We start from the raw sequence: 21,192 nt of genomic DNA, 5'->3' as shown, positions 1-21,192 counted from the left end.
GCTTTGCCCTCCAAGACATTTGCTTGGGCAGACACTACAAGGGACGGAACAGGAGTCCAGCCGGGCGTCAGGTCAGTTGCTGAACTGTGACGACATCGTCCAGTCCGTAGCCGTTGAACCGGGTGCCGATGGCAATGGAATAGGCACCCATTGCGCCAAACATCACGTAGTCGTCCTCGGCCGCATCGGCCGGCAGGGGCAGACCGTCGGGCAGCCGGTCAAGGCTGTCGCAGGTCGGCCCGAAAACCACGCGGGGGGTGCGGGTGGCGCGGCGCACTTGGCCTTCGGGCGACACAACCCGAACGCGGCCCGACAGGCCCAGGTCGCGGCATTCGGACAGGCCGCCATATATCCCGTCGTTCAGGAAGACGGTGCCGCCCTCATGTTTCAGCGCCTTGATGCGCGCCACCAACGTGAACGCCTCGGCCACCATGGCGCGGCCCGGTTCGCACAGAAGCGCCGGGGCGTTGTCGCCGAAGGCGGTTTTCGTGGCACGGGCTATGGCGTCGAAGATCGCTTCAAGCGGCGGGCAGGTGCCAGCGTCACCGCCGCTATCGTCCCCGTCGCGCGACGACGGGAACCCGCCGCCCACGTTCAGACGGGCAATGGTCACGCCGGCGCGGTCGGCAATGCGGGCAGCCTCGGTGATGTAGGCCGTCCACGCTTCGGGATCGGTGCACTGGGTGCCGGGATGGAAGCACAACGCCGGAACGCGACCGCTCGCGGCCACGGCTTTAAGAAGCTCGACCGCCGCATCGGGCGTCGCGCCGAATTTCTTGCCGAAGTCGTAGACGGCGCCCCTCACCGGCAGCGCGAAGCGGACGGAGATTTCGCACTCGGCAGGAACCTCCGCCAGCTTGTCCAGCTGCGCCATGTCATCGACCGACCACGAATAGGCGCCGAGGCGGATGGCCTCCGCGATCTCGGCCTTCGAGCGGATCGGGTTGTTGTAGTGCAGCACCGCGCCAGGGCAGACCCGGCGGATCATCTGCATCTCGTCCACGGACGCGACATCGAATGTATCGAGCCCGGCGGCGACAAGGTTGGTCAGCACTTCGTCCCTTGCATTGGCCTTTACGGCATAGGTCACGAGACCGGGAAACCCCGCATGGAAGCGCCTTGCCGTCGCCTGCAGGACAGCGGGCGCAATATAAAGCTGCGCGCGGTCCGGGCGGGTGCGGAGAAGGTGGGCTTCTGGCGTTGACCATGCAGGAGAATGGCGCATTTAAAAGGTGTCCCGGTGCTTTGAGGTTATGTCTGCCTCCAGCATCCGACAGTCCGATGTTGGATTCCCGTAGCATTGTGACCGTATTGCCGTTAATTCTGCGCTGAATGACGAGGCTACCATGCAATTAGACGAAACCGACCGAAGGCTGGTCGATCTCCTACGCGAAAACGCCCGGATGCCCGTCACAGCGCTGGCGCACCGGCTGCAGCTGGCTCGCACCACGGTGCAGGCCCGGCTGACACGTCTGGAAACCAGCGGCGCCATCGCGGGCTATACGCTGAAGCAGGGGCCGGGGACGGAGCCCATGCTGCGCGCCACGGTACTGGTGGCGGTGGAGCCGCGGCGAGGGCCGGCGGTGCTCGACCGGCTGAAGGTCCTTCCGGGGGTGGAGCGCGCCTACACGACCTCGGGCCGGTTCGATCTGCTGGTGCAGGTGGCCGCGCCCTCGCCGGGGGATCTGGACGCGCTGCTGGACCGAATCGGCGATTCCAACGGCGTGCGGTCGTCGGAAAGCCTGATCCACCTGTCGACTAAGATCGACCGGGGGTGAACGTTGCGGTGCGTGGGAGCCACGCACCTTACCCACCGTCGGTAGGTGATCATTGTTGCGGCAACCTTGGCGTAGGGTGCGTGGTTCCCACGCACCACCCCGATGCCCCGTGCACGCCCCACGAAAAACGCTTCGCCCAGCGCGGCGTCCCGCGCTAGCGTCAACCCATGACCGACTGGACCGCCGAATTCTCCTTCCCCTTCACCGGACCGCTGGAAGACGGGCGGACGGTGACGCATGACGTGCATGTCGCGGGCTCCGGTCCGCCGATCCTGATCATGCAGGAGCTTCCGGGCATCGGGCCGGAGACCCTGGCGCTCGCCGCGCGCCTGAACGCCGCCGGGTTCACCGTGTACCTGCCGCATCTCTTCGGGACCTTCGGCAAGAAGACGATGGTGCGGAACCTTGTCCGGCTGCTGTGCATCCGGCGGGAATTCAACGTCTATGCCCGCGGCAGGCAAAGCCCCGTCGCCAACTGGCTGCGTGCGCTGGTGGCCGACATCTCGGACCGCGAAGGCGGCGCACGGGTCGGCGCGATCGGCATGTGCCTGACCGGCAGCTTCGCCCTGCCGCTGATGGCCGAAGACGCGGTGGCAGGCGGCGTGGCCAGCCAGCCGTCCCTGCCCCTTCGCCATGCCAGCCCGCCCCACATGAGCCCGGACGAGATCACGGCCACCCGTGCCGCGATGGATGCGAAGGGCCCCGGCCTTGCCATGCGCTATGCGGGCGACAAGATCTGCAGGCCCGAACATGTCTCGACCCTGGCCGAGGCGTTCGGCCCGGGGCTCGAGACGGAAGCCTATCCCGGCAACGGACACGCCCTGCTGACCGCGCATTTCAACGGTGACGCCTACCAGCGGATGGAAGACTACTTCCGCACCCGGTTCGGCCTGACCTGACGCCCCGACGCGCGGATTCCCCCGTCAAACCCATGATCCACAGGATCAGGTCTTTTCCTTCGCCGCTGCCTTGGCTAGACGATCCCGGAACCGAAAGGGATCAGACCGATGGCGATGGACAAGACATTCGACGCAAGCGAAGCCGAACCGCGCATCTACGAGGCGTGGGAGAAAAGCGGCGCCTTCAAGGCCGGCGCCAATGCTTCGCGCAGTGACACCTACACGATCATGATCCCGCCGCCGAACGTAACCGGGTCCCTTCACATGGGCCACGCGTTCAACAACACGCTGCAGGACATCCTGATCCGCTGGCACCGCATGCGCGGCTTCGACACGCTGTGGCAGCCCGGCACCGACCACGCAGGCATCGCGACGCAGATGGTCGTGGAACGCGAACTGGCCAAGACCAACCGCCGCCGCACCGACATGAGCCGCGAGGATTTCATCGATCTGGTGTGGGAGCAGAAGGTCAATTCCCGCGGCAACATCATCGGCCAGCTGAAAAGCATCGGCGCCTCGCTCGACTGGTCGCGCGAGGCCTTCACCATGGGCGGCGCGGCGGGCGATCCGGAAAAGGGCAACGGCCCGAACTTCCATGACGCCGTGATCAAGGTCTTTGTCGACATGTTCGAAAAGGGGCTGATCTACCGCGGCAAGCGGCTGGTGAACTGGGACCCGCATTTCGAAACCGCGATCTCGGATCTCGAGGTCGAGAATGTCGAGACGCCGGGCCACATGTGGCACTTCAAGTACCCGCTGGCCGGTGGCGAGACGTACACCTACGTCGAGAAGGACGAGGACGGCAACGTCGTGCTGGAAGAAGAGCGCGACTATATCTCCATTGCCACCACGCGGCCTGAAACCATGCTGGGCGACGGGGCGGTGGCCGTTCACCCGTCTGACGAACGCTATGCCCCCATCGTCGGCAAGCTGTGCGAGATCCCGGTGGGCCCGCAGGAACACCGCCGCCTGATCCCGATCATCACCGATGAATACCCCGATCCCGCCTTCGGCTCGGGCGCGGTGAAGATCACCGGCGCGCACGATTTCAACGACTATGCCGTCGCCGCGCGCAACAACATCCCGATGTACCGGCTGATGGACACCAAGGCCACCATGCGCGATGACGGCGTGCCTTATGCCGAAGCCGCCACCCGCGCGCAGGAGATCGCCAATGGCGCTGCGTTCACGGAAGCCGAGGTCGACTCGCTGAACCTCGTCCCCGATCACCTCCGCGGTCTGGACCGTGACGAGGCGCGGACCCGCGTTGTCGAGGAGATCACGGCCGATGGCCTGGCCGTCCTGACCACCGCCGACGATCCCCGCCTTGGCCGCTTCGCCGTGAAACCCGGCAGCGAAGGCGCGGACGACGTGATCCCGCTGGTCGAAGGCAAGCCGATCATGCAGCCCTTCGGCGACCGCTCCAAGGTCGTGATCGAGCCGATGCTGACCGATCAGTGGTTCGTCGACGCCGAAAAGATCGTGGGCCCCGCGCTGGACGCTGTCCGGTCGGGCCGCACGAAGATCCTGCCGGAATCGGGCGAAAAGACCTATTACCACTGGCTGGAAAATATCGAGCCGTGGTGCATCTCGCGCCAGCTGTGGTGGGGCCATCGGATTCCCGTCTGGTACGGGTTCGACCTGTCGGGCGAAGGCTTCCGCGACGACGAGGGCGATGGCGCGCTGGATCCGGTCGAAATGGGCCGGCTCCTGTCGCTGCAAAGCCAGCGCAAGGGGGGCGAGCATCTGCATTGCGGCCACGATTTCGAAAGCGTAGGGCCGCAGTTCGATGATGTTCTGGCCACGCTGCCCACGCCGCTGAACCACGCCCGCCTGATCGAGGTCGAGGACCGCGAGACGGCGCTCCACACGATCGCGGCCAGCCTTGCCGAATACGAGGTCACGCAGGACCCGACGCACCTGGTTTACCCCGTCTGGCGGGATGCGGACGTGCTGGATACGTGGTTCTCCTCCGGGCTCTGGCCCATCGGGACGCTGGGCTGGCCGGAAGAGACGCCGGAACTGGCGAAGTACTTCCCGACCTCGACGCTGGTCACCGGGCAGGACATCCTGTTCTTCTGGGTCGCGCGGATGATGATGATGCAACTGGCCGTCGTGGATCAGGTGCCGTTCGATACCGTCTACCTGCATGGCCTTGTGCGCGACGCCAAGGGCAAGAAGATGTCAAAGAGCGTCGGCAATGTCGTCGATCCGCTGGAGGTGATCGACGAATACGGCGCCGATGCGCTGCGATTCTCGTCTGCCGCGATGGCGGCCCTGGGCGGCGTTCTGAAGCTGGACATGCAGCGGATCGCCGGCTACCGAAACTTCGGCACGAAGCTCTGGAACGCCGTGCGCTTTGCAGAGATGAACGAGGTCTTCGGCCCGGATGTCCCGGTCCTGGCAGTGGCGGATCTGAAGCCCGAGCATACGGTCAACAAGTGGATCATCGGCGAAACCGCCCGCGTGCGCGAGGTGGTCGATGCCGCGATGGACGATTTCCGCTTCAACGATGCGGCCGGCGCGCTCTATGGCTTCGTCTGGGGCAAGGTCTGCGACTGGTACGTGGAGTTCGCCAAGCCCTTGCTGTCGGGCGACGACGCGGCAGCCCAGGCCGAAACCCGTGCGTGCATGCGCTGGGTTCTGGATCAGTGCCTGATCCTGCTGCACCCCATCATGCCCTTCATCACCGAAGAGCTGTGGGGCGCCACGGGCGAGCGTTCCAAGATGCTGATCCACGCCGACTGGCCGACCTACACGTCGGACCTGGCCGACGCCGACGCGGATCGCGAGATGACCTGGGTGATCTCCCTGATCGAGGATATCCGCTCCGCTCGCCAGCAGATGCACGTCCCCGCCGGTCTGCATGTGCCGATGATGGCCACCGGCATGGACGATGCCGCCCGCGCCGCCTGGGCCGGGAACGAGACACTGATCCTGCGCCTTGCCCGTGTCGAAGGGCTGGCCGAGGTCGACAGCTTCCCCAAGGGCACGATCACGATCCCCGCAGGCGGCGCGACCTTCGGGCTGCCGCTGGCCGACATCATCGACGTGGCCGAGGAAAAGGCGCGGCTGGAAAAGACGCTGCAGAAGCTGGGGAAGGAACTGGGCGGCCTGCGCGGGCGTCTCAACAACCCGAAATTCGCCGAAAGCGCGCCGGACGAGGTGGTCGAGGAAACCCGCGCCAACCTTGCGGCACGGGAAAGCGAAGAAGCGCAGCTGAAAGAGGCGCTGGCGCGGCTGTCAGAGCTGGCCTGATGACTATTGGTGGACAGTGATGGGGGCTCTGCCCCCGTCGCCCTTCGGGCGCCTCCCCCGAGGTATTTGGAGACCAATGAAGCCGGGGCGCGACGCTAGCGCAGCCCCTTTCCTTGCCCCCGCGCGCGTCAGTCGAAGACCGGCGCGCGTTTCTGCATCTGGGCCATGACGACTTCCATCTGCTCGGCCTTGCCGATCAGCTTCGCCTGTTCTTCGGATTCCGCCATCAGGACCTCGGTCCGGCCTTCGCTTTCGGAGACATCGATCAGCCGTTTGGCCGCGCGAATCGCCTTGGGGCTGCGCTGCGCGATATCTTCGGCTATAGCCATGGCGGCGGCCAGCGGGTCATCGGCGATCTCGGTCACAAGGCCCCAGGTCAGGGCCTGCTCGGCCTCGACAGGCCGGGCCGTGTAGGTCAGCAAACGCAGGACGTCCGACCGCATGAGCTGCGGCAGCAGCGCCATGCCGCCCATGTCCGGCACCAGGCCCCATTTCATCTCCATGATCGCGAACTTGGTTCCCGGGGCCGCGATCCGGACGTCGGCGCCCAGTGCCAGTTGCAGGCCGCCCCCATAGGCCACGCCATGCACGGCCGCGATGACCGGGACGGAAACACGCCGCCAGACCATGGCCACTTCCTGCGCCCGGTTGGTATCGCCGAAGGCCCGTTCCATCAGCCGCGCCGTAGGATCGCCGTCGCCGGACGCGGCGAAGCTTGCCAGATCCAACCCCGCGCAAAACGCCTTGCCCTCGCCCGACAGCACGCAGACCCGCGCGTCCGAGGCAGCTACGTCCTGTCCGGCTTCGACGATGGCATCGAACATCTCGCGGTCGAGCGCATTCATCTTGTCGCCGCGGGTCAGGGTAACATGGGCGATATGGTTTTCGTAGGTGACCGAAACGCGGGCCATGGCGGATCCTCCCGGAAATGAGCTGCCCGTATATTGCCCCCGCGCACATGTCTTTGACCAGCCATCCGACGCATTCCGTTCCGTCACGGGCCCCCGGGGGGGTACCCCCCTGCGGGGGGTGCGGGGGGCAGCGCCCCCCGCCCTCGGGCGACGCGTCCACGCGGCGCAAAACCTCGCCCCGGCGACGCGCGCAGCGCGGCGCAAGCCCCTGATGCGTCAGACCGCATCGGATCTCTTGCCCAAAGCCCGCAGATTGGCTTAGATCGCCGTCATGTCAGGCCCTTACCTCACCTCCCTTGCGATGTCGCTGCCCGCCACGGTGCCCTTCGTCGGCCCCGAAGCGCAGGAGCGTCAGCACGGTACGCCGTTCCTAGCCCGGATCGGCGCGAACGAGAACGTCTTCGGCCCCTCGCCCCGCGCCATCCAGGCGATGACGAAGGCCTCCGAAGGCATCTGGATGTACGGCGATCCTGAAAGTTACGATCTCCGCCATGCACTGGCCGCCCATCACGGCGTGACGCCCGATCACATCATGGTCGGCGAAGGGATCGACGGGTTGCTGGGCTACATCGTCAGGCTCCTTGTCTCGCCCGGCGACGCGGTGGTGACGTCCGATGGCGCCTACCCGACCTTCAACTACCACGTCGCGGGCTTCGGCGGCGTGCTTCACTTCGTGCCCTATCGCGACGATTGCGAAGACGCCGCCGCGCTTTTTGCGTTGGCCGCCGAGGTGCAGGCCAAGCTGGTCTACCTCGCCAATCCCGACAATCCGATGGGATCCTGGACGAAGGGCACCGACATCGTGGCCGCGCTCGACGATCTGCCAGAAAACAGCCTGCTTGTACTGGACGAGGCCTACGGCGAATGCGCCCCGGCAGAAGCGACGGTCGAGTTGTCTGCCGACGATCCGCGGGTGATCCGTTTTCGCACCTTTTCGAAGGCCTACGGCATGGCCGGCGCGCGGGTGGGCTATGCCATCGCCGCGCCAGATCTGATCCTGGCCTTCAACAAGGTCCGCAACCATTTCGGCATGAACCGCGCGGCCCAGATCGGCGCACTGGCCGCGTTGGAAGACAGTCAATGGCTGGCCCATGTGCTGTCGGAGATCGACGCCTCCCGCACCGGTATTGCCGAGATCGCCAGCGCCAACGGCCTCACGCCCCTGCCCTCGGCCACCAATTTCGTCACCGTGGATTGCGGCGGCGACGGACAACTGGCCCGGGGCGTGCTGACCTCGCTCGTCTCCCGTGGCATCTTCGTGCGCATGCCCTTCGTCGCGCCGCAGGACCGCTGCATCCGCATCAGCTGCGGCACCAAGGCCGATCTGGACCTGCTGGAAAGCCACCTGCCCGCCGCCTTGGCCCAAGCGCGGGGCGGATGAGGCCGCGACGCGCGTTAACGCTGAATCATGATTTATGAACCGTTAACTTGCCAGGGCGCCCGCGCGGGTGCACCAATTGGTGCATGCGATACGATCCTCGAACCGACCGCGCGACAGCGCCGGATTACACCGTCCCCGCGCTGATCATGCTGGGCGTGAACCTGTTTCTCGGCCTCGCCGTGCTGTGGTTCAACCATGGCCTGGCCATGCCGGTGGCGCTGGCGGCTTTGCTCTACCTTGCACTGACCTGGTGGGAGCGTCGGGCTTAGCCTTTTCGCGTCATGCGGGCCTGCGGCGCAAGGGGGCGCTGCCCCCGCCCGAGCCTGTGGCTCGGACTCCCCCGGAGTATTTGGGAAGAGAAGAAAAGGCGCGCGCCCGTGTTTCTTCTCTTCCCAAATACTCCCGCCGGAAGCATCCGACAGCGCGGCCAGTCCAGCCAGTCGATCTCACGACTGCCCGTGCCGCTTTCCGACCGTCCTAGGCGTCGAAGACCGGGCCGGCGGCGATGACCCTGGCCGCGGCCGAAAGCGCGCCATCGCCGTGGGCGATGTCCAGCGCTGTGAGGCCGGCTTCGATACCGCCAAGGGCGCCCATGACCATCTGGCCGTTCAGGTAGCCCATGTGGCCGATGCGGAAATGGCGGTCCCATTCCGGCTGACCGCGCAGCGCGAAGCCAAGACCGATCCCCAGCGTCAGGCCGACATTTTCCTCGACCCACTGGCGCAGCCGCGTGCCCTGGTCGCCTTCCAGTCGCAGGCCCGTCACAGCGTGGCTGCGGTTCGCGGGGTCAGGGACATTCATTTCCAGCGGACCGTCCGTCCCCCAGGCATCGCAGGCGGCCCAGATGGCGCGTGCCAGCGCCGCGTGGCGGGCCCAGACGTTCTCCATCCCCTCGCCCATCAGCAGGTCAAGTGCGGCGCGCAGGCCGTGCAGGTGGTGCGTGGGAGCCGTGCCGCCGAAATGCTGCGGGAAGGCCTGCGGGTTGGCGCGGGGGACCCAGTCCCAGTACTGCTGCACCAGATCGCGGCCCTTCCGCACCTCGGCCGCCTTGTCCGAGAAGAAAACGAAGGCCAGCCCGGGCGGCACCATCAGGCCCTTCTGGGACCCCGTCACGGCGATATCGACGCCCCAGTCGTCCATTTCGAACCGGTCGCAGGCCATCGAGGCGATGCAATCCATCGCCAGAAGCGCCGGGTGGCCGGTGGCGTCCAGCACCTCGCGCAGGACGCGGGGATCGGTGCGGATCGACGTCGCGGTGTCGACATGGGTGCCCAGCAGCACCTTGATCTCGTGATTGGTATCGGCCTTCAGCGCATCGGCCACGACATCCAGATCGACGCATCCGCGGTCGAAGAAATTCAGCCGCTGGACCTCGACCCCCTGCGCCTGCGCCGTGTTGGCCCAGCCCTGACCGAAATAGCCGACCGAGACCGACAGCGCCTTGTCACCCGGGCCCAGGACGTTTGTCAGCGCCGCTTCCCAGCCGCCGTGGCCGTTGCACACATAGATCGTGGCGTTGTGCTTTGTCCGAGCCACCTTGCGCAGGTCGGCAACGATGCCGTGGGTCATCTCGACTAGGTCGCCTTCGTAGATGTTCGGCGCGGCGCGGTGCATCGCGCGCAGAACCGCGTCGGGCATGACCGAGGGGCCGGGAATGGCAAGGAACTCGCGTCCCATGGAAAGGGTGGGTTTGTCCGGCATCGGAATCGTCCTGTCATTGGCCCGGCGACCCTAGTCGGAACGAAGGCGGCGTCAATCCGCCGCCAGAGGCGATCGGACCCTTGCCGCGCCGGAACCGCCTTCCTAAAACGATGCCGTTCCGGCCCCGGTTTCAAAGCAGGCATTGAAACCAAGGCACAAGCCCGGTACGGCGCACGCAAACGATCTGGAACGATCTGGCAAGGGACGGCGCGGATGAGCCTGTCGAAACAGGTACGGAACTGGGAGGCCAACCTCCGCGCGCGCTACAACCGCGATCTGTCGACACCCGAGAACCGGCGCCGTGCCCATATCTACAACCTGTTTTTCGACCACGCGATCCTGCGCGGCATCTGGAAGAACATGTTCGAAATCGCCCCCGGCGTCTTCCGGTCGAACCATCCCACCCATGCCCGCTTTGCCAGGATGAAGGCCGCCGGGATCAGGACGGTGATCAACCTGCGCGGCGTCTCGGAGTCTGCGCATTACTGGACCGAAGAGGAAACCTGCCGCGCGCTTGGGCTGAATTTGGTCAGCACCACGCTCTATGCCCGCAACGCCGCATCGCGGGACGACATCCTGAATCTGATCGCAATCTTCCGAAGCGCCGAGAAGCCGTTCATCATGCACTGCAAGTCCGGCGCCGACCGGGCGGGGTTTGCCTCGGCCATCTACCTGATGGCGATCGAGGGCCAACCCGTTTCGCAGGCCCGCAAGATGCTGTCGCCGCGTTTCTTCCATTTGCGGCTGGGGCCAGTGGCCATTCTCGATTATATACTGGATGTTTACGAGGCGCATACGAAGCGCACGCCCATTTCGTTCGAGGACTGGGTGAAAGACCATTACGACCCGGTCGAGATCGAGGCCGCCTTTTCCCGCAAAGATCCGGTGACATGAAGTTCCTGAAAGACAGCGACGACGACGCACAGTATCGCGTTCCCGGGGCCACGGCCTTCGCCAACAGCAGGGAACTGTTCAACTGGGTCTGGTACGGCTACCTGAACAAGCACCTGGGCTGGTTCATCGTCGCCATGGTGCTGATGGCGATCGAGGGCGGCTCGCTGGGTGCCATCAGCTACATGGTCAAGCCGATGTTCGACCAGATCTTCGTCGACGGCAACGCCGGCGCGATCTGGACCGTCGGACTTGCCATCGTGGGGATCTTCGTACTGCGTGCGGCGACAAGCGTCGGGCAGACCATCGTCATGGTGCGGATCACGCAGATGGCGACGGCGCAAATGCGCTACGATCTTCTGGGCCGCATCATGCGGCAGGACGGCACCTTCCACATGACCCACCCGCCCGGCTTTCTGGTGATGCGGGTGCAGGGCGACGTGTCATCCGTGGCCGATGTCTGGCGGACGATCATCACCGGCGTCGTGCGCGACGGGATCTCTCTGATTGCCCTGCTGGGTGTTGCCATCAGCGTCGACTGGCGCTGGACGCTGATCACGCTGGTGGGTGTGCCGCTGCTGTTCCTGCCGCTTGGCCGGGTGCAGGTGTTCATCCGCAAGCAATCCCGCGCCGCCCGCGACATGGGCGCCAGCCTGTCCACACGGCTGGACGAAATCTTTCACGGCATCGTGCCGATCAAGCTGAACCGGCTGGAGACGTACCAGGCCGACCGCTACCGCGGCCTGACCGACCGGTTCATCAAGACCGAAGTCCGGTCGTCGCTTGGCAGTGCCGCCATTCCCGGCCTGCTGGACATCATGGCCGGGCTCGGCTTCCTTGCCGTGCTGGTCTACGGCGGATCCGAAATCGTGGCCGGTGAAAAGACCGTGGGCCAGTTCGTGTCCTTCTTCGCCGCGATGGGCCTTGCCTTCGACCCGATCCGCCGGCTGGGCAACCTGTCGGGCGCCTGGCAGAACATCGCGTCGGGCCTTGAACGGGTGAAGGAACTGATGGACGCCCCCATCACGCTGACCTCGCCCGATAACCCCGTGGCACCGCCCGAAGGCCTGCCGTCGGTGACCTTCGACAACGTGACCATGCGCTATGGCGATACCGAGGTGCTGCACAACGTGTCCCTGGTGGCCGAGGCCGGGAAGACGACCGCGCTGGTGGGCGCCTCGGGCGCGGGCAAGTCGACGATCTTCAACCTGCTGACCCGGCTGGTCGACCCCGCTTCGGGCAAGGTCATGCTGAACGATACGAAAGTGCAGGACCTGTCGTTGGACGATCTGCGCGACATGATATCCGTCGTCACGCAGGACGCGCTTCTGTTCGACGAAACCCTGCGCGAAAACATCCTGCTGGGCCGCACCGACATCACGGACGAGGAGCTGGAACCGGTCCTGCAGGCCGCCAATGTCAGCGACTACCTGAAGACCCTGCCCGACGGGCTCGACACCCTTGTCGGGCCGCGCGGCTCGGCCCTGTCGGGCGGGCAGCGGCAACGGGTGGTGATCGCGCGGGCGCTTCTGCGGAACACGCCGGTGCTGCTGCTCGACGAAGCCACCAGCGCGCTCGACAGCCAGTCCGAGAAGGTCGTGCAGGATGCGCTCGACCGGCTGGCAGGCGGGCGGACGACGCTTGTCATCGCGCACAGGCTGTCGACCGTGCGCAATGCCGACCGGATCGTCGTGATGGATCAGGGCCGGGTGGCGGATATCGGCACCCATGACGAGCTGATCGAACGCGGCGGGATCTACGCCAACCTCTACAAGCTGCAGTTCAAGGACCCGAAACCGGGCGCGCTGTAACGTTACTGCGGCGCGGTATCGCCGCTGTAGCCGCGGGCCAGCCGTGTCGGATCCGCGCCAAGACAATAGCGTACCAGCCGCCACAGGTTGCCCGCACCGCGGCGCAACCAGCCATCACGCTTGTAGGCGGCCGCACTTGTCATGGCCCGCACCGGCAAGGCCCGTGGCCGCTTGCCGGCTTTCGACAGCGCGAAGGCCAGCGCCACGTCTTCCATCAGCGGTTGATCGGGATAGCCACCGGCGCGACGATAATCGCTGACCGTCATCAGGATCCCCTGATCGCCGAAGGGCAGGCCGAACACCCGTGCGCGCAGGTTGGCCCAGCCGGCCACCCACGCGGGCATCAGCCCCCGCGACCGGAACGCCAGCCGAAAATAGGCAGGCCCGCCGTCGCCGCCCCGGATGTGTTCGGCCACGGTCTTCGACCACCCAGCCTCCAGCACCGTGTCGGCATGCAGGACCATCACCCAGTGCCCCCGCGCCGCCGCCACGCCCCGGCGCAGCTGCCCCCCGCGCGACGCGTCGCCCGAAACCCATTCCGCGCCCACTGCATCCGCGATTTTCCTGGTTTCATCGGTCGAACCGCCATCGGTCACGATCAGTTCGCGGATCAGCCCTTCCGGCAACCCTTCTGTCAACGCGGCCAGGCAAGCGGGCAGATGCGCCTGTGCGTTCAGGGTCGGAATCACTATGCTGATCGGTGCGGTCAAGGGGCGGGCTCCCGTGTTGGTCATTGCGCTGCGCTTACCTATATCAGAAGCTTACGGACACAACCCGAAATATGCCCGGAAATTGTGCATTAAACGTCAGGAGTCTTCGAAATTGACATCACGACGCATCATCAGGTTGAGCGGACCGGACGCCGAACCCTTTCTGCAGGGGCTGGTCACGAATGACATCGCGCGCCTGTCCGATGGCGCCGTCTACGCCGCGCTGCTGACGCCGCAGGGCAAGTACCTGTCCGATTTCTTCCTTGTCCGCGACGGCAACACGATCCTGCTCGACGTGGCCGAAATGCAGGCCGACGATCTCATGCGGCGGCTTGCGATGTACAAGCTTCGCGCCGACGTGCAGATCGAACCCGCGGAACTGAACGTCCAGCGCGGCACGGGCCCAAAGCCCGAGGGCGCCGTCGACGACCCCCGTCATCCTGCCCTGGGCTGGCGCCTTTACACGGACGCGCCCGAAGGGGACGACGGCACCGACTGGGATGCGATCCGCGTGGCACATTGCATCCCCGAGGCCGGTACCGAACTCACCCCCGACAGCTACATTCTGGAGGCCGGGTTCGAAGCGCTCCACGGCGTCGATTTCCGCAAGGGCTGCTATGTCGGGCAAGAGGTCACCGCGCGCATGAAGCACAAGACCGAGCTGAAGAAGGGCCTGGCTGTGGTCGAAATCACTGGCGAGGCCGATCCCGGCACCGAGATCCAGACCGACGGTCGCCCGGCCGGTGTGCTTCACACAAGGTCCGGCGACCGCGCCATCGCCTACCTGCGCTTCGACCGCGCCGGCGGCGACATGGCCGCGGGGGACGCCCGCGTGACGCGCCTTTAGACCAGGACCCGGACGTACCTTTGCTGTCCCCCTTGCCCCCCGCCGCATCGCGGGGCTAGATCAGCGTGTCTGCCCGAGGGCGCAACGGATCAGGGACGTCATGAGAAACCTCTATCTCGCCATCTACCGCGCCTCGGGCCGCCGCCAGATCATCCTGATAATCCTGTCTCTCGCCGTGGCGGCGCTGGCTGCCGCGCCGCTGAAATTCCAGAAAGACATCGTTAACGGACTGACCGCGCACAAGGTCGAAACCGATGCGCTGATGCTGCTGTGCGCCGGCATGCTGGGGGTGATCCTGCTGTCACTCAGCCTGAAATGGGTGCTGGGCTTCCTGTCCAATACCCTGGGCGAGGACATGATCCGCCGCCTGCGGACCTTCATCTACCAGACGTCGCGCAACCGCGAGCGCAAGCATATCGACCGCGGCACGCTCGCCACCACGATCACGGCCGAGGCCGAGGATCTGGGCAAGTTCACTGGCGGGGCGATCGCCGACCCGTTGATGCAGCTGGGCACGCTGGTCAGCGTGATCGGCTTCGTCACCGCCACCCAGCCGGGGCTGGGGCTGATCGTCTTCCTCGTGATCGTGCCGCAACTGGTCGTGGTCCTGTCGACGCAACGGAAGGTCAACCAGCTGGTGGGCACGCGTGTGCTGACGCTCCGCGCTGCCGCGAACGAGATCACGCAGCAGGAAACCGACGAGATCCTGAAATCCGTCACCGACGGCTTCGACGAGATCTACGACACCCGCCGCACGATGTTTCTGTGGAAGCTGTCGGCGAAATGGGTGATCTCGGCCGGGAACGGTATCGGCCTCGTGGCCGTTCTGTTCTTCGGCGGCATGATGGTCCTGAACGGCAAGTCCGACGTGGGCACCGTGGTCGCCGCCACCGCCGGCCTGACCCGCCTCCAGCGCCCGGTGACCGAGCTCATCGCCTATTACCGGCAGGTCAGCGCGATGACCGTGAAGTACGAATTGCTGGTCGAAGTGACCGGAGAGCCCGAGCGCAGTTGACCGCCCACAGCGGGCGGTCGCCGATCGCGCCTGCCCGGCTTCTTCTTTTCTGAAATACTCTGGGGGAGTCCGGGCCGCAGGCCCGGGCGGGGGCAAAGCCCCCTCGCGACATCCGCCGCGCCGTGACGGGCCGGAAATCAGGCCCGTTCGGAATATTCCATGGTTTCGGTGTTCACGACGATCATCTCGTCCTGGCCCACGAAGGGCGGCACCATGACCTTGACGCCATTGTCCAGCACCGCCGGCTTGAACGAGTTCGCCGCCGTCTGGCCTTTGACCACTGGCTCGGTCTCGACGATCTTGCAGGTCACCTTCTGCGGCAACGTCGCGTTCAGCGCCTCGGCTTCGTGGAATTCCACGACGATGGTCATGCCGTCCTGCAGGAACGGGCGGCGTTCGCCCAGAAGCTCGGCCGGCAGTTCGATCTGCTCGTAGCTTTCGGTGTCCATGAACACCAGCATGCCATCGGTTTCATACAGGAACTGCTGGTCCTTCTGTTCCAGGCGCACACGCTCCACCTTGTCCGCGGACCGGAAGCGTTCGTTCAGCTTGGACCCGTTGCGGAGGTTGCGCATTTCCACTTGCGCGAACGCTCCGCCCTTGCCGGGCTTGACGTGATCCACCTTCACAGCCGCCCAGAGCCCACCATTGTGCTCGAGGACATTACCGGGCCGGATCTCGTTTCCGTTGATCTTGGGCATGTCGTTTTCCCTTGGTTAACGCTTGATGGCGCTCCGCGCGCTCCTATATCTGGCACTCGGGTGGCTGGCAAGCCGACGATAGGCCGGTCGCGATCAACAGCTAGCCATGCATCACGTGCATGCAAGCCATGCGTTACCGGGGTATCCGAATCGTTTGTGATCTGTCACAAGGAGCGCCACGCCGAATTCAAGAGCAATAAAAACAAGGAACACGAAATGAAAGATTTCGTCGACGGCACTGCCTTTAACGCTGAACAAGGCAACCGCGCGCGGAAACTTTTTGCTGCCGTTGTACTGGCGGCTCTGGATGATGCTATTGCCGACGACAAGAAGTACGGCAATGGCCCGGAACAGATTGCCCGCTGGGCCCGTTCGCGCGACGGGCGCGAGGTGCTTACGTGCGCAGGGATCGACCCGAACGAACGCGTTGTCAATGGCCTGATGGACTTTGTCGGCCGTGGCGTCCGGACTTCGGTTGCCCTGTCTCGTGAAGAATCCGAGCGCCGCAACGCGGCCGAGCAAGCCGAAGCCGCCTAGAAGCGGGTCTTCGGACTTTCTTTCGATCCCGGATGTTGGTTCCGCAAGTTCCGCGGGCAGGCCGACATTGTTCCAGAACAGCAAGACGTTTACGCCTACGATACGACCAAACCAAAAGGCGCGCCCTGTCCTTCAGCGGCGCGCCTTTAACTTTTCCGGGCTCGCCGCGTGCCGGTCTATTCGGACGTGTCCCGGGTCGGGGCTTCCAGCATGCGCTGGATCTCCTGCCGGACAAGCTTGCGCATGTTCCGCGTGATCCGCGACCCCAGCGCGCCGCGCAGCTCTTCCCGCACGATCTCGGCCACCATCTGACGCAGCGTTTCCTCGTCTATGAATGCCTCTTCCAGGTCCACCCCGTCATAGCCGTCGAACGCGTTGTTCATCGGCTGCTCCGGTTTCGGGACGTCCACGTTCCCGTTCAGCCCCCGGTCTTCAGTGACACCGGGCCGCGCGCCGCTGACGGACACGGCGCCGTGCAGGTCAGGATCGGAGTCCGGCACGGGCGGGGTCTCCGTTTCTATCGTGCCGATATCTTCTGACGGTGTCGCAGGCTCCTGCCAGTATCCGCGGGACCGCTCGACCGCACCGGCGAGAGAGGCGATCTTGGCTTTGAGTTCCGACGACGGCAGCAACGAGGCCGCTTCGGGATCGGCGGATCCTACGGCGCCGCCGCCGGGCGTGTCCGTTGACGCATCACCGGGTTTCGCCAGGGTGACCCGGCGCCGGGCGCGGACAGGTTCTGCGGATTGCGTGACCCGCTCAAGTTCGGCTTTCAGCGATCCCGTCGCTTCGGCCAGCGTCTTTTCCGGATCCTGGTAGAGACGCAATGGCGAGATGGCTCCTTCAGGCCGCGCAGGCTCGACCAGCGGCACCGTCATGCCGTCGGTCACTGGCGCCGCGGGGGGGGCGGTCTCTTCGGGCGTTCCGGCATCCACCGTCGCCTCTGCCCGCTCGGGGGGGCGCATTGCAAGCTCGGGGTTCTCGGGCGCAGGGGCCGGGCGTCGGATCTCGCCTGCCGGGCTTGCGGTTTGCGGCTCTGCCGCTGTCGCGTCGCCGGACGCGCTCCCCCCGGGGGCAGGAGCATCGATTTGCGGCGCATCCGCCACCCGTAATTCCGGCGTCAGAACGAAGCGTTCGCCTGCAGACGGGTGTTCCCGCCCCCGTGCCGCTGTGCCTTGCCGATTTTCGTCCGAGATAAGCCGGAGGATCGAAGACAGCGTGTCTTCAGAGTCGGGCTTCTGCACTGGTTCGGACATGTCGCGACACTACCCTGATCGGATCTTCGAAAACTGAACCCGCCCGGCAACCGGGACCACGTCTACTGCTTGCCCAGCGCTTCGAGCACCCGGTCGAGCTGTTGGCCGCGCTTTGAGATGTTCGTCGGCGCAGTCTTTGCAAGGTTGTAGTAGGCCGACGGGTCGTAGATCGTCACCGGTAGCTGCAGGCGCTGTGCCGTCAACAGGCCCTGGGTCTGCAGCAGCTGGTAGCTGGCCTGATACAGCGCGATCCGTGCTGTGATCTGGGCGGACCGCGCATCCAGAAGATCCTGCTCTGCGATCAGCACGTCCAGCGTGGTGCGCGAGCCCAGCTTGGCTTCTTCCCGCAGCCCGTCGAAGGCGATCTTCGATGCATCGACCTGCGAACTGGTCGCCTGGATGTTCGATGCCGCAACGCCGATCGCCTCGTACGCGTTCCGCACCGATTCCACGACCGTACGCTGAGCGGTGATCAGGCTGCCCCGTGCCGCATCGCGGTTCGCTTTCGCCTGCCGCACGCCCGAGCTGAGCGCACCACCCTGGTAGATCGGCTGGTTGAAGCTGAGCGTGACGCTGCCGGAATGCCCGTCGCGATCCAGATCGAGGTTGTTGTTGAGCCCGGCACTGCCGTTCACCGACAGCGACCCAAGCATCGACGCCTCGGCACGTTCAATAAGGAACTCGGCGGACGCGATCTGGTACTGGGCCGAACGGATGTCGGGATGGGTATTGACGGCCACCGCAATCGCCTGATCGACGCTGGCCGGTTTCTTCGGCAGCGGCGGCAGCCCGGCGGTGCCGTTCGGCAGACGCCCCACGACCCGCTGGTAAGCGGCGCGTGCATCCTGGTAGTCACCGCGCGCGGTGGTCAGGTTGGCCCGGGCGCCCGCAAGCTGCGCCTGCGCCAGCGCCACGTCGGTGCGCGTCACGGCGCCCACGTCGAACCTGTCCTGCGTGGCTTTCAGCTGCTCTTCCAGAACGCGGTTGTTGTTTTCGGCCAGTTCCACGTATTCCTGCTGCAGGATCAGGTTCAGGTAGGCCAGCACCGCGTTGAACAGCACCTGCTGTTCGATGCCCGTCAACGATTCCCGGGTGGCCAGCACGGTCTGTTCGGCGGCCCGAATGCTCTGCCGCGAGGCCCCGAAATCGTAGAGAAGGTATTGAAGCGAAAGCTGCAGCGCGAGCGGTGTCGACTCCTGCCCGGTGCTTACGCCCGTGAGGTTGAGATCCCCGACCGTCCGGCCGGCAGAGGCCGTCCATGACAGAATCGGACGCAGGGTGGCGACGGCCTGGGCCACGTCTTCATCGGCGGCCCGCAGAAGCGCGCGGTTCTGTTCCAGAAGGCCCGACGTATTGTACGCCCCCACCAGCGCATCCGCCATATTGTCGGCCCGGGCCGGTTCGGCACCCGCCACAAACAGGCCGACACACCCAAAGACGACAGCAGCCAGTGCCTTGCGCATCGCTTTTCCCCTAGTTCTGTACATCAAGGGATCGGGCGTTCCTGAGAACATCCGACCCGTATTCAAAGCGCGAACGCCCGCTCGGCCGCGAAGCCCGGAAGCACGGGTGCGAACGCGTTGAACTCGTATCGCCACGACACATGGGAGCCGCGTTTCAGCCCGAAGCGGACAGAGCCCAGCGCCCCTTCGACAAAGAGCGCCACGATCCGGCCGCCGTCCTTCAGCTGATCCAGCACCGCGGCAGGTACGGCTTCAACCCCGCCTTCGATCAGGATCGCGTCATATGGCTTGTGCTCGGCCGCGCCTTCGGCCAGCGGACCGGTGTGCACGATCACGTTGTCCACGTTGTTGTCCGTCAGGATGCCCGGCGCGTCGGCGGCCAGGCTTTCATCTTCCTCGACCGCGACCACGACATCGGCCAGGCGCGCCATGATCGCCGCGGTGTAGCCGTAGCCACAACCGATATCGAGTGCCATGTCCCCGGGCCCGAGCGTCAGCATTTCCAGCATCTTGGCGATGGTCCGCGGCTCCATCAGCACGCGGCTGAGACCAAGGGGAATGTTTTCCCCGGCATAGGCGGCTTCACGGGCAGCGTTGGGGACGAACGCTTCGCGCGGGACGGCCAGCATGGCATCGATGATGGGAAATTGCGTCACGTCCGACGGCCGGACCTGCGTGTCGACCATCATGCGGCGGCGGGAAGCGAAGTCTGTCATGTCTAAACTCTTCCGTTCAAACGTTGCGCCAAGTCCTGACATATCCGGGCAGTCCCGGCAACGGTCGCGGCGGCGTAAATCGTGTTCTGCGACCTTGGCGGCACAGCGCGGGATGTGCAATCCCGCAAGCCCCCGCCGCGACGATCCGCGTGTACCCCAGACAGATAACCGCCCGGCCCTAACAAACCGTCGCCGAACCCGCGGACGCCGCCCCGGCGGAACCCGTGAACCTTGCGCATATCACTCTTGTACTGTGGCGGCGGCTATGGCACATCCCTCGCCAGTCACGACAAGACGCACGGACGGCGAGTTGGCGGAGTGGTGACGCAGCGGATTGCAAATCCGTGTACACCGGTTCGATTCCGGTACTCGCCTCCATTTAACTTCAAGCACTTACGTCACTCCTTTCAGTGTAGCGGCCCTGCCGTTTACAGGTGCGTTTACAGTCATCTCAAATTCTCTTTCTGTTTTGCGCTTTCCAGCTTTCGACTGACCTCGTCACTTTCGTCAGGGCTGACACGTGCGTAAATCTCGATCACCTGAGATGCGTAGCGGACAGACCAGCCCATCAGGGTCGCAATCTGCCGTAGCGACAGATCCGCATTGAGCAATCGCGTCGCCGCAGTGCCTCGCGTGTCTGCTAAGGTCTTCTCTCGACCGTCATCCCAGGGCGGAACATTGGCTTCGCGCCGCCATTTCGTAATCTGGTTAGACGCCCAGCGGGCAGACAGTGGCCGACCAAGTTGACTTACCAGAAGGGTTTGTTGGCTCTCAGGCGTTGCGTCCAAGAGTTCCTTCAAGCCAGTAGTCGCAGGAATGTATGCAGTACGGCCACGCTTGCCTGTTTTGAAGCGAAGGCGCTTTCCAGCCTTCGTGTCCTCGAAGTGCTTTTTCCGCACCTGCACTAAGTCGGCTACCCGCAGACCGGTTTCACAGCCCAGCAGTAGTATGCGCTGCACCCAATCAGGCGCGGCCTTATTGAATGCCTCGATATCTGCCGATGTCCACACGATCTCACTACGATTAGAGACATACAACTTCTTAAGGCGGTGACAGTGATGCTCCTTGATCCGCCCCTCACCGACCGCCCAGTTCAGTAATTTGACGACGTGGGTGCCCGCCATATCGTATTGCTTTGGCGAGTGTATCCAGCGCTTACGCCAGCTGTTGAGTTCGGCACGAGAGGCAGGCTGTCAATCTCGGCGACAAAATGGGCCATTTACCGGCGCAAAAAGGGGCCAAGGTTCGGGATAGCGGTGGCGCTCTGGCGCGTGTGCTCATCATATAGCTAACGCGTGTCAGAGCGCGCTGGCCGCA

General features: G+C 65.0%; 19 protein-coding genes and 1 tRNA gene. 11 read left to right on the top strand and 9 right to left on the bottom strand.

Translation table 11 applies throughout. The annotated features are described in order from the left end of the window. Positions 1 to 67 precede the first annotated feature (67 nt). Positions 68 to 1,225, bottom strand: a complete 1,158-nt coding sequence (locus tag D4754_RS09115; RefSeq protein ID WP_121062737.1) for a type III PLP-dependent enzyme — start codon at positions 1,223 to 1,225, stop codon at positions 68 to 70. A 121-nt stretch (positions 1,226 to 1,346) separates the two neighbouring features. Between D4754_RS09115 and D4754_RS09110 the strand changes: the two genes are divergently transcribed. The 3 genes from D4754_RS09110 (at position 1,347) to D4754_RS09100 (ending at position 5,935) form a co-directional block, all read left to right on the top strand. Then, positions 1,347 to 1,778: an Lrp/AsnC family transcriptional regulator gene (locus D4754_RS09110; RefSeq protein ID WP_121062736.1), complete on the top strand. Its 432-nt coding sequence runs from the start codon at positions 1,347 to 1,349 to the stop codon at positions 1,776 to 1,778. 167 nt (positions 1,779 to 1,945) lie between these two features. Further along, on the top strand, positions 1,946 to 2,677 hold the full coding sequence (locus tag D4754_RS09105; protein ID WP_121062735.1) for a dienelactone hydrolase family protein: 732 nt from the start codon (positions 1,946 to 1,948) through the stop codon (positions 2,675 to 2,677). 108 nt (positions 2,678 to 2,785) lie between these two features. Further along, positions 2,786 to 5,935 (top strand): valine--tRNA ligase, encoded by a 3,150-nt coding sequence (locus D4754_RS09100; protein ID WP_121062734.1) that lies wholly within the window; start codon positions 2,786 to 2,788, stop codon positions 5,933 to 5,935. A 128-nt stretch (positions 5,936 to 6,063) separates the two neighbouring features. Here the strand turns inward: D4754_RS09100 and D4754_RS09095 are convergent, their stop codons facing one another. Beyond that, positions 6,064 to 6,846 (bottom strand): crotonase/enoyl-CoA hydratase family protein, encoded by a 783-nt coding sequence (locus D4754_RS09095; RefSeq protein ID WP_121062733.1) that lies wholly within the window; start codon positions 6,844 to 6,846, stop codon positions 6,064 to 6,066. A gap of 271 nt (positions 6,847 to 7,117) precedes the next feature. Here D4754_RS09095 and D4754_RS09090 point away from each other — a divergent pair, with 271 nt between their 5' ends. After that, positions 7,118 to 8,227 carry a pyridoxal phosphate-dependent aminotransferase gene (locus D4754_RS09090; protein ID WP_121062732.1) on the top strand — a complete coding sequence of 370 codons (1,110 nt, stop codon included), beginning with the start codon at positions 7,118 to 7,120 and terminating at the stop codon, positions 8,225 to 8,227. A gap of 83 nt (positions 8,228 to 8,310) precedes the next feature. Next, complete coding sequence (locus D4754_RS09085; RefSeq protein ID WP_121062731.1) at positions 8,311 to 8,496, top strand: hypothetical protein; 186 nt, start codon at positions 8,311 to 8,313, stop codon at positions 8,494 to 8,496. Positions 8,497 to 8,704: 208 nt separating this feature from the next. Here D4754_RS09085 and D4754_RS09080 read toward each other — a convergent pair whose 3' ends face one another. After that, on the bottom strand, positions 8,705 to 9,928 hold the full coding sequence (locus tag D4754_RS09080) for a pyridoxal-phosphate-dependent aminotransferase family protein (protein ID WP_121062730.1): 1,224 nt from the start codon (positions 9,926 to 9,928) through the stop codon (positions 8,705 to 8,707). 213 nt (positions 9,929 to 10,141) lie between these two features. Between D4754_RS09080 and D4754_RS09075 the strand changes: the two genes are divergently transcribed. Both D4754_RS09075 and D4754_RS09070 read left to right on the top strand, forming a co-directional pair. After that, positions 10,142 to 10,822: a tyrosine-protein phosphatase gene (locus D4754_RS09075; RefSeq protein ID WP_121062729.1), complete on the top strand. Its 681-nt coding sequence runs from the start codon at positions 10,142 to 10,144 to the stop codon at positions 10,820 to 10,822. Next, positions 10,819 to 12,630, top strand: coding sequence for an ABC transporter ATP-binding protein (locus D4754_RS09070; protein WP_121062728.1), 1,812 nt, complete (start codon positions 10,819 to 10,821; stop codon positions 12,628 to 12,630). The genes D4754_RS09075 and D4754_RS09070 overlap by 4 nt, the downstream gene beginning before the upstream one ends. Before the next feature lie 2 nt (positions 12,631 to 12,632). On the opposite strand, the gene D4754_RS09065 is transcribed toward D4754_RS09070, so the two are convergent. Further along, on the bottom strand, positions 12,633 to 13,340 hold the full coding sequence (locus tag D4754_RS09065) for a TIGR04283 family arsenosugar biosynthesis glycosyltransferase (RefSeq protein ID WP_121062727.1): 708 nt from the start codon (positions 13,338 to 13,340) through the stop codon (positions 12,633 to 12,635). Positions 13,341 to 13,452: 112 nt separating this feature from the next. Between D4754_RS09065 and ygfZ the strand changes: the two genes are divergently transcribed. Further along, positions 13,453 to 14,187, top strand: coding sequence for a CAF17-like 4Fe-4S cluster assembly/insertion protein YgfZ (ygfZ, locus tag D4754_RS09060; RefSeq protein WP_121062726.1), 735 nt, complete (start codon positions 13,453 to 13,455; stop codon positions 14,185 to 14,187). Between the two features lie 100 nt (positions 14,188 to 14,287). Continuing rightward, on the top strand, positions 14,288 to 15,202 hold the full coding sequence (locus D4754_RS09055; protein WP_121062725.1) for an ABC transporter transmembrane domain-containing protein: 915 nt from the start codon (positions 14,288 to 14,290) through the stop codon (positions 15,200 to 15,202). A 137-nt stretch (positions 15,203 to 15,339) separates the two neighbouring features. Here D4754_RS09055 and efp read toward each other — a convergent pair whose 3' ends face one another. Further along, on the bottom strand, positions 15,340 to 15,903 hold the full coding sequence (gene efp / locus D4754_RS09050) for an elongation factor P (RefSeq protein ID WP_121062724.1): 564 nt from the start codon (positions 15,901 to 15,903) through the stop codon (positions 15,340 to 15,342). A gap of 216 nt (positions 15,904 to 16,119) precedes the next feature. Between efp and D4754_RS09045 the strand changes: the two genes are divergently transcribed. Next, on the top strand, positions 16,120 to 16,440 hold the full coding sequence (locus tag D4754_RS09045) for a DUF6280 family protein (protein ID WP_121062723.1): 321 nt from the start codon (positions 16,120 to 16,122) through the stop codon (positions 16,438 to 16,440). Positions 16,441 to 16,616: 176 nt separating this feature from the next. Here the strand turns inward: D4754_RS09045 and D4754_RS09040 are convergent, their stop codons facing one another. The 3 genes from D4754_RS09040 to D4754_RS09030 all read right to left on the bottom strand — a co-directional run bounded on the left by D4754_RS09040 (position 16,617) and on the right by D4754_RS09030 (position 19,875). Then, positions 16,617 to 17,405, bottom strand: a complete 789-nt coding sequence (locus D4754_RS09040) for a hypothetical protein (RefSeq protein ID WP_163025861.1) — start codon at positions 17,403 to 17,405, stop codon at positions 16,617 to 16,619. 353 nt (positions 17,406 to 17,758) lie between these two features. After that, on the bottom strand, positions 17,759 to 19,159 hold the full coding sequence (locus D4754_RS09035; RefSeq protein WP_240453814.1) for a TolC family outer membrane protein: 1,401 nt from the start codon (positions 19,157 to 19,159) through the stop codon (positions 17,759 to 17,761). Between the two features lie 62 nt (positions 19,160 to 19,221). Beyond that, on the bottom strand, positions 19,222 to 19,875 hold the full coding sequence (locus tag D4754_RS09030) for a protein-L-isoaspartate O-methyltransferase family protein (RefSeq protein ID WP_121062720.1): 654 nt from the start codon (positions 19,873 to 19,875) through the stop codon (positions 19,222 to 19,224). 304 nt (positions 19,876 to 20,179) lie between these two features. Between D4754_RS09030 and D4754_RS09025 the strand changes: the two genes are divergently transcribed. Further along, positions 20,180 to 20,253: transfer RNA gene (locus D4754_RS09025), tRNA-Cys, on the top strand. A gap of 68 nt (positions 20,254 to 20,321) precedes the next feature. Here D4754_RS09025 and D4754_RS09020 read toward each other — a convergent pair. Then, positions 20,322 to 20,999 carry a tyrosine-type recombinase/integrase gene (locus D4754_RS09020; protein ID WP_240453813.1) on the bottom strand — a complete coding sequence of 226 codons (678 nt, stop codon included), beginning with the start codon at positions 20,997 to 20,999 and terminating at the stop codon, positions 20,322 to 20,324. Positions 21,000 to 21,192 lie beyond the last annotated feature (193 nt).

Origin of the sequence: Chachezhania antarctica, from assembly GCF_003646465.1 — a bacterium.
Taxonomy (GTDB): Bacteria; Pseudomonadota; Alphaproteobacteria; order Rhodobacterales; family Rhodobacteraceae; genus Chachezhania; species Chachezhania antarctica.
Note: the sequence above shows the minus strand (reverse complement) of the source record. Positions and strands in the feature narration are given on the sequence as shown.